Annotated in this window: 7 protein-coding genes; 3 read left to right on the forward strand and 4 right to left on the reverse strand. The window is 62.6% G+C overall.

The genetic code is table 11. The annotated features are described in order from the left end of the window. Both ESO89_RS05715 and ESO89_RS05720 read left to right on the forward strand, forming a co-directional pair. Window positions 1-462, forward strand: coding sequence for a hypothetical protein (locus ESO89_RS05715; RefSeq protein ID WP_094529634.1), 462 nt, complete (start codon window positions 1-3; stop codon window positions 460-462). Then, on the forward strand, window positions 459-1,697 hold the full coding sequence (locus ESO89_RS05720) for a tyrosine-type recombinase/integrase (RefSeq protein ID WP_128904671.1): 1,239 nt from the start codon (window positions 459-461) through the stop codon (window positions 1,695-1,697). Before ESO89_RS05715 ends, ESO89_RS05720 begins: the two co-directional genes overlap by 4 nt. 33 nt (window positions 1,698-1,730) lie before the next feature. Here the strand turns inward: ESO89_RS05720 and ESO89_RS05725 are convergent, their stop codons facing one another. From ESO89_RS05725 to ESO89_RS05735, 3 genes are read right to left on the reverse strand one after another with little or no spacing between them, the layout of a single operon-like run. Further along, a complete protein-coding gene (locus tag ESO89_RS05725) occupies window positions 1,731-2,384 on the reverse strand; it encodes a hypothetical protein (protein ID WP_128904672.1) in 654 nt (217 codons plus the stop codon). Between the two features lie 28 nt (window positions 2,385-2,412). Next, on the reverse strand, window positions 2,413-4,332 hold the full coding sequence (locus ESO89_RS05730; protein ID WP_128904673.1) for a heavy metal translocating P-type ATPase: 1,920 nt from the start codon (window positions 4,330-4,332) through the stop codon (window positions 2,413-2,415). Window positions 4,333-4,336: 4 nt separating this feature from the next. Continuing rightward, complete coding sequence (locus tag ESO89_RS05735; RefSeq protein WP_004594622.1) at window positions 4,337-4,552, reverse strand: heavy-metal-associated domain-containing protein; 216 nt, start codon at window positions 4,550-4,552, stop codon at window positions 4,337-4,339. Between the two features lie 201 nt (window positions 4,553-4,753). Between ESO89_RS05735 and ESO89_RS05740 the strand changes: the two genes are divergently transcribed. Then, window positions 4,754-5,278 carry an ArsR/SmtB family transcription factor gene (locus ESO89_RS05740; protein ID WP_004048660.1) on the forward strand — a complete coding sequence of 175 codons (525 nt, stop codon included), beginning with the start codon at window positions 4,754-4,756 and terminating at the stop codon, window positions 5,276-5,278. Window positions 5,279-5,307: 29 nt separating this feature from the next. Here the strand turns inward: ESO89_RS05740 and ESO89_RS05745 are convergent, their stop codons facing one another. Then, window positions 5,308-6,774, reverse strand: a complete 1,467-nt coding sequence (locus ESO89_RS05745; protein WP_128904674.1) for an amidohydrolase family protein — start codon at window positions 6,772-6,774, stop codon at window positions 5,308-5,310. Between the last annotated feature and the right edge of the window lie 422 nt (window positions 6,775-7,196).

Below are 7,196 nucleotides of genomic sequence, written 5' to 3' on the forward strand. Positions count from 1 at the left end.
ATGTCGGTTCCACATCCAGGTGGTGACCCGAACGCAAACCTCTACGCCCAACTGAAGCGGGATGTCCTCGACAGGGTTCCTCAGATCACGACCGTCGAGTTCGTTCCCGACGATATCGAGGCCAAGCAACTGCGAGCGGTTTTCGATTCGGCCCGCCTTGAGGATCCCCCGACAGGCCCTGATTCGCCGGAACTCACCGTCAAGTGGTATCGACAGGACCCCCACGATTGGTTCCGTATCAACTACACCGACCCGAACACGGGCTTTCACGCCGGCTGGCACCAGGACGAAGACCATCCCGATCTCGGACACGCGCATTTCCAGTACTCAGCTGCCGATACGGAGGACCGCTGGGGGATCACATTCGCACACGAGTCTCCCTCCCTGATTCTCTGGGAAATCGTCGAAGAACTTCTTGAGGACGTCCGTCCGAATTACCAGTACGCGAGTGATGATTCATGACGCCCCGAGAACGCGCCGATCAATCACTCGCGAGTTCCTTCGAACGCTACCTCCAAGACAAGGGGAAAGGCCGCGGTGGCGACGGCGGGAACTACCGACGAAACGCTGCACGCGAACTCGAGCGGTTCGCCGAGTGGGCCGCCGGCGACCGCGGCGACGACGACTGGACCGGGATCGTCTCCGGCAACGTCGACCAGGAGCCCACCTTCGAGGACCTCGACGAACGCGTGTTTCGGGAGTACGCCCGCCATCTTACCGGCGATCGTGGACTCAAACAGAACACGGTACAAACCTATTATCGCTATATCTCTGCGTGGTGCGGGTGGTGTGTCAACGAGGGGTACCTCGAAGCGCATTACGCGCAGCGGGCGAGTGCGATGGCGCCGCTGCCGGAGGACGACGGCCGCAAGCCCGGCGACCAGCAGGCCTGGACGTCGGAACAACGCCACGTCCTCACCCGCCACGTCGACGAACGGGCCCGCGACGCCGTCGAGGCGTACACGACACTCCCAGAGGATACTGACCCCCTCGACAAGCAGCGAGGACGCTATGCGGCGCTGAAGGCGGCTCGTGACCGGGCTCTGGTGTTCGTCCTCGCGTACACCGCCGTTCGGGTCGGGGAACTCCTCCGGGATCCGAACGACCCGCGTCGCCGGGGCGTCCGCTGGGAGGACCTCTCGCTTGACGAGGGGAGTATGGATGTCTACCGGAAGAAACAGCAGTGGGACGCCGCCAGTCTTCCCGACCCGGTGATCTCGCCGCTCCGGAGCTATCGCCAGCTGATGGATCCACCGACGGAGCGCTGGCCGGTGTTTCCGACGTACGACCAACGGACGCTCGCGGAGCTCGTCCGGGAAGAGCTAGCCGAACGAGGGGAACGCCCAGAAGCAATCATTGAACGCCGTGCGGAGTACGCTCGCGACCTGCTGCTGGCGCTCGATGTGGACATTCGGCCGCCGTCGATCACGACGGACGGCGCACGGTCGATTCTCCAACGACTCTCGGAGGCCGCGGAGATCGACATCGACCATCCGAAACACGATTATCTTGCTCCGCACGGTGGCCGTCGTGGCATGGGCGAGGTTCTGGTCCGGGCATTCGGATATACTGTGGCGGCCCGATATCTCGATAATTCTGAGGAGATGGTTCGTGAGCGGTACTCGCATATCGAGGCTGGTGAGTTAGGTGATGTCGCTACTGAGGCCCTTGAGGAGATCGATAGTGTACCGCAGTAACTTATTTCGAGTGAGAGGGGTAGACCGTCGCGTTCACACCGCGTCGACGGTGAACAGCGAGTCGTCGCTGAGGACGACCTGTACCCGGCGGTGCCAGGCGTCAGCGAAAGCCTCTCGTTGCTGGTCAGTTGCCGATTCGTCGAGAATCCCTTGGAGGTTCCCGATTGCGGGTCCACCGTCAGGAACGTCGCTGACGTGGTAGGTCACTTCGACGGTCTCGTCCGTGTCGGTTCGCCGGAACCGGAACGTCGGGTCCGCCGTGTCCGGGTCGAACGCGTCGAAGCGCAGGAGGTCGCGGCGGCCGCCATAGCCGCCGGCGAGCCCGCTGAATCCGTCATCGCCGGTCGCGCCAGTCACGTACGAGATGATGCGGCTCATCACGCCGTACGCGGCATCGTCCTGCGGGCCGGCCGTCTGGACCTCGATTTCGCTCCGGACTGGATAGTCGTCGGGATACAGGGCGTCGAGCCCGAGCTGGACGATCCGATAGGCACCCGAGGCTGTCGGACAGGAGTGTCCGGCTTCTTTCACCGCGTCCCGGTAGGTGACGACGAACGGATCGCCCGGTTCGAGGACGCCGAGGGCCTCCGCGACGGGGTCGCGGATTTCGATCGGGTCGGCGTCGTAGTCGACCTGCCAATTGGTTCTCGTCTGGGTCGTGTCAGTCGCAGTCGAATTCGATGTCATGAGTTGTGGTTGTGATCGTGTCTCGTGGTCAGTAGCGGAGCAGTCGCATCCCGTTGAGGATGACGAGGAGGACGCTGGCCTCGTGGACCAGCATTCCCGACGCGAGGGTGACGTAGCTGGTGAGCACGCCCGCGAGGAGGACGGTCACGGTCAGCACCGCGAGCCCGACGTTCTCGAGGACGTTCCAGCGCGTCGCCTTGCTGAGTTTGACCGCGTACGGGATGCGTTCGAGGTCGTCGGCCATCAACGCCATGTCAGCCGTTTCGATAGCGGTGTCCGTTCCCGCAGCACCCATCGCGATGCCGACATCGGCAGTGGCCAGCGATGGCGCGTCGTTGATGCCGTCGCCGACCATCGCGACGACGTGGCCGTCGGCCTGGTTGCCCTCGATGACGGACTGCTTGTCCTCGGGGAGGAGTTCGGCACGGTACTCGTCGATACCGACCTCCTCGGCAACGGCAGCGGCCGTCCGCTCGTTGTCGCCGGTGAGCATCACCGTCTCGATGCCAGCGTCTTGGAGCGCCGCGACGACCCCAGGAGCGGCCTCCCGGAGCTCGTCCCGCATCGCAATCGCGCCGATGATGTCCCCGTCCCGAACGACGTGGACGACTGTCTCGCCGCGCCCCTCACGCTCGCGGACGTAGTCGGCGACCCGATCGGGGACATCGACGTCGCGGTCGTCCAGCAGCGCGCGGTTGCCGACGACGACTTCCTGGCCATCGGCATGGGCGATGACGCCCTTGCCGGCGACCACGTCGAAGTCGTCGGGATCGGGGACCGACCTGCGCCCCACGTCCGTATCGTCCGCTTGGGCGACCGTCGCTCCACCGTCCGTCGCAGCCGTCTGGCGTTCGCGGGCCATGTCGACGATGGCGTCCGCGAGGTGGTGTTCGCTCTTCTTCTCGGCGGTCGCTGCGAGCGAGAGGACGTCGGCGGCGGCGACGCCGAACCCCTCGATACCGGAGACGGTGGTCTCGCCCTTCGTGAGCGTCCCCGTCTTGTCGAAGGCGACGAGATCGATCTTGCCGGCGCGTTCGAGGTGTTCGCCGCCCTTCATCAGCACGCCCGACCGGGCGGCGTTACCGATGGCCGAGACGATGCTGACCGGTGGCCCGATGACCAGCGCGCCCGGACAGCCGATGACCAGCAGCGTCAGCGACAGGATCGCGTTCTGCGTGACCGCGTACGCGCCGATTGCCAGGGCAATGACGGCCGGCGTGTAGTACTTCGCGAACCGGTCGATGAGACTCTCCGTGGGCGACTGAGCCTCCTGGGCCTCCTCGACGCGACGGATGATCCGTTCGAGAGTCGTATCCGATCCCGCTCCCGTCGTCCGGATTTCTAGCGCGCCCTCCTGGTTGACCGTCCCGGCGTACACCTCGTCGCTGTCGGCCTTGTGGACGGGCGCGCTCTCGCCGGTGACCGGCGCCTGGTTGACTGCGCTCTCGCCGTCGACGACGGTTCCGTCGACCGGGATCTTCCCGCCCGGCTTTACGACGACGACTTCGCCCTCTTCGACATCGCGGGCGGAGACCTTTTGGAGTGTCCCGTCGCGACGGACGGTCGCCGTGTCGGGCGTCATCTCCAGTAGCTCCTGAAGTGCCGTCCGGGTCTTCCGCATCGTCCGGCCTTCGAGGTAGCTGCCAAGGCTGAACAGGAAGACGACGGCGGCGGCTTCCCAGTACTCCCCGATGACGATAGCACCGATGGCGGCCAGCGTCACCAGCGTCTTGATGCCGAGCGTCCGGTTGGTGACCTCGTGGTAAGCGGTCTTGGCGATGTCGTAGCCACCCACGACCGTCGCGAGGACGAGGATGGCGGCGCTTGCCATCTCGAAACTCGTGAGGTAGCCGAGACTCCAGCCACCGCCGTACAGCAGGCCGCTTGTCGCCGTGACGATGGCCTTCCGGTGGTTCCGGTAGTACTGCGTGATCGATTGTTTGTTCATAGTGTTAGGCGGGCTGGGGAGTGTACCCCTGGTTTTCGATGGTCTCTGCGAAGGCGTCGGGGTCAGCGACGCTGTCGTCGTACTCGATCTCGACGCGGCCGGTCGCGTAGTGGACTTCGACGTGCTGGACGCCGTCGACGTTCGACAGGGCGCGTTCGACGGTACTCGCGCAGGTCGGGCAGTCGAAGTCGAGGACGCGGAATTGGGTTGTGTCGCTCATTACAGTTTGAGATAGTGCCCGTACCTCAATAAGTATTTTTTATATGATATGTTTGAATTCGGATACGAGTCGTTGGAACAGTCAAACGGGTCGTCTAGGGCTTTCGCTATCGCGGGTCCATCCTGTACTGGATATCTCGACAGACACCTACCCGACTCCTGCCCCGCTACCTTTTCCCGCGTGCTCGCGCTCAGTCCTCGTATGAGTGATTCCGATACCGACCACCGTCTCGACGACATCGCGGTGCGAGACACTCGGATTTCGGACGCCATCGACGAGCCGATGCGGGCGATGGTCCTCGACATTCTGTCCGAGGAAGCCCTAACTGCGACCGAGGTCCACGAACGCCTCGACGATCGCGGCATCGACCGGACGGAGAACACGGTCCGCCATCACATCAACGAGCTCCGGGATGCGGGCCTCGTCGACGTCGTTCGCTTCGAGGAGGGGCGTGGTGGGACGACGAAGTACTACCACGCGAACACGATCGTCCTCTCGTACTCACTACCAGATTCGGCCGACGCCGCCGTCGAGGAGATGATCGACGCTGCCCAGCCCCAGATCACGGACGCGCTCACTACGCTCACCGACGAGTACGACGACGCTATTGAGGAGATCGTCGAGGATATGCAGCCCTGCGAGCACTGCCAGACCCAGAAGTACGAGACGTACGTTCTTCTGACCGTCCTGCGACGTGCGTTCGTTCGCGCCCACAGAAATTCCTGAGGGGGAACCACCCCTACGCTGGCAGGGTCTTAGAAGGAGAACCGATCACGCGCGGATTGCATCGCGAGGCGAGTCAGGAGTCGCGCAGGGCCACGCTTTGGGAGGTCCCGTACAGTCTCGATGCTGGTCGGCGGTTCACTACCACCAATGTCTAACTCCCAGCCTGTCTCGTCCATGAAGCGTTCGACAGCCTGATTTACTCGCTGTCGCACGTCGTCCGAGTCCATTGTCTCGGGCACACCATTCCGGAGGACGACGTCGCCGTCAACGACCACTGTCTCGACGTCGGCCGGGACCGCGTTGTTCACGACGTGTGCGGGAACGTTGGTCAGTGGCGTGAACTTCGGTTTGTCGACGTCGAGGAGGATAATATCCGCGCGCTTTCCCGCTTCGATACTGCCGATCTCGTCGCCCATCCCCAGCGCGCGTGCGCCCTCGATAGTGAGCATTCGTATCAGTTCCATCGAGTCGAACTGCCCGGCTGAACGCTTGAGATTTGCCGCCAGCCGAGCTTGCCGCGCTTCACCGAACATGCTGTACGAGTCGTGCCAGTAGTGGTCGTCAATCCCTACTCCGACGTCGACGCCGGCGGCTCGAAGCTCGGGAACGGGCGTCCACTGCGTCTCCCCGTCCGGATTCCAGTAACAGAAGACGGACGGGCAGTGCGCAACAGCCGCGTCCGCCTCGGCGGTTCGCTGGATGTCCTCTTCGTCGCCGAGGCGGAAGTGAGCAGCGACCAGTCGGTCGTCCAGGAGTCCAACGTCGTCGAGCAATCCTACCGAGTCCTCGCCACCGTTCGCTCGTGCCATCGTGTTACTCTCCTCGAGTTCGAGCAAGTGCGTGTGGACGAGCAGGTCCGGATACTCTGCGGCGAGGGATGCGGTCCGTTCCCACAGCTGCCGGGTACACGACCAGTCGTCGTGCGGGCAGATCGTCGCCCTGATTCGGCCGTCGTACGTGTCGTGGTACGTTTCGACGAACTCGCGAGCACGGGCGAACTGCTGATCGACTGGTTGGTCCCAGAAGAGGTCCGAGATCGCCGGGCCGAAAAATCCGCGGAGCCCTGCTTCCCCGAACGTCTCCGCACCTGCGGCAGGCCGTGCGTCCATGGAGTTCACGGTCGTGACACCGCCCAGGAGGAAATTGAGCGCTGCGAGCTCGACGCCTGCCTCGACGAGGTACTCGAATTCGCCGTTCCCTAGTCTGTTAAACAAGGCCGTCCCACTCCCGAGCATCTCCGTCAGCTCGAGTTCGCTAAACGCACCGATGAGCGGTGTCATCTCCAAGTGCGTGTGGGCGTTCACCAACCCCGGCATCACCAGTTTCCCGTTCCCGTCGATAACGGTGGACGCTTCTAATTCTCCGTCTCCTGCACGTGATGGTCGGACTTCTTCGATACAGCCATCGGTGATGCATACTGTGCCGCGCTCGTACAGGCGGTTCCGCTCGTCGGCTGTGAGAACGAGTGCATCATGGATTGCCAGATCGACAGCCATCGTAAATTAGGAAGTGGATGTGACAGTTACCGTACTGGACAACCGAGCAGGCCGGCGAAGGCTGTTCTTCCAGGTGGTGTTCCCCTCATTTGGGATATCATCGGTCTCTACTGGTCCCATTAGCCTCTAATACGTCGGCGTGATTTAATCAGATTCCCCTTTTGAATCTGAAGTCGGATTCCGTGGAGCTTGTGGAGGTTTGCAATGTTTTCCCCTCTTCACGATAGATCATCTATGGCCGACGGTTACGATGCCATAGTACTGATACCCTCATAGGCAGTATATTCTAACCAAAACCGCAATAGATGATCCCTACAATGATACACCGTACGTGTTTAGCCCGAACTGATTTCGCTGCTATCTCATAGAAGGCGCACAACTTAGCCTGTATGAACTGGCAGCAGAGGTTCGCGATGATTCTC

Source organism: Halorubrum amylolyticum, from assembly GCF_004114995.1.
Taxonomy (GTDB): Archaea; Halobacteriota; Halobacteria; order Halobacteriales; family Haloferacaceae; genus Halorubrum; species Halorubrum amylolyticum.

Bases quoted from the DNA above. Each gene is read 5' to 3' on its own strand.
- ESO89_RS05715 (WP_094529634.1), top strand. From the start codon at position 1: ATGTCGGTTCCACATCCAGGTGGTGACCCGAACGCAAACCTCTACGCC.
- ESO89_RS05720 (WP_128904671.1), top strand. From the start codon at position 459: ATGACGCCCCGAGAACGCGCCGATCAATCACTCGCGAGTTCCTTCGAA.
- ESO89_RS05725 (WP_128904672.1), bottom strand. From the start codon at position 2,384: ATGACATCGAATTCGACTGCGACTGACACGACCCAGACGAGAACCAAT.
- ESO89_RS05730 (WP_128904673.1), bottom strand. From the start codon at position 4,332: ATGAACAAACAATCGATCACGCAGTACTACCGGAACCACCGGAAGGCC.
- ESO89_RS05735 (WP_004594622.1), bottom strand. From the start codon at position 4,552: ATGAGCGACACAACCCAATTCCGCGTCCTCGACTTCGACTGCCCGACC.
- ESO89_RS05740 (WP_004048660.1), top strand. From the start codon at position 4,754: ATGAGTGATTCCGATACCGACCACCGTCTCGACGACATCGCGGTGCGA.
- ESO89_RS05745 (WP_128904674.1), bottom strand. From the start codon at position 6,774: ATGGCTGTCGATCTGGCAATCCATGATGCACTCGTTCTCACAGCCGAC.